1 protein-coding gene and 1 pseudogene are annotated in these 538 nt (G+C 42.8%); both read right to left on the minus strand.

Translation table 11 applies throughout. The features are described 5' to 3' along the window. Nucleotides 1-330 (minus strand): condensation domain-containing protein (locus tag ABE34_RS25075; RefSeq protein WP_241756704.1); only part of this gene is annotated, 330 nt, incomplete at both ends. A gap of 1 nt (nt 331) precedes the next feature. After that, nucleotides 332-493 (minus strand): annotated as a pseudogene (locus tag ABE34_RS25830) (hypothetical protein); the annotation flags it as partial. Nucleotides 494-538: the final 45 nt, after the last annotated feature.

Here is a 538-nt window from a genome sequence, read left to right on the forward strand (position 1 = left end):
CTTCGCATGTTTCTCCTAATTGCTGAAGGATACCGTATCCGAGGCCACCATTTGGTACACTGCGTACGGCTTCTTTTGCCCCAATGACGCTTCGTCTAGTATCTTCGATACAATCAAAGATGACTGGATATACATTGGTAAACCATCCTATTGTTCGATCAATCTCAATTGGCTCATGCAGTCTTTCTCTTCCGTGTCCTTCTAGTTTGATTGCCACTTCCTGTTGACTAGTCATTCTTCCAATTGCTTTGGCAATACCACTTAATAACACTTCATGGACCCTTGCTCCACACGCTACGCCGGACTTCTTCAACAGTTTCTCCGTTATCTNTTCAGAGAATTCTACAAAGTTTGAATATCTTGCCCTAGCATGTTCTTTCGAACCTTCGCCTCTAACTCCAGTCTCTGTGCTACTGCTTATTTTCTTCCAATATGTTTCCTCTTTTTCGGATAGTTGTTCGCCGTATTCTTCCAGCTTCTTGCTCCATTCCATAAATGAGGCCGTCTTCTCTGGTAATCTTATCTCTTCATTCTTCTG

This window comes from Lysinibacillus sphaericus (assembly GCF_015844675.1).
Classification (GTDB): domain Bacteria; phylum Bacillota; class Bacilli; order Bacillales_A; family Planococcaceae; genus Lysinibacillus; species Lysinibacillus sphaericus_E.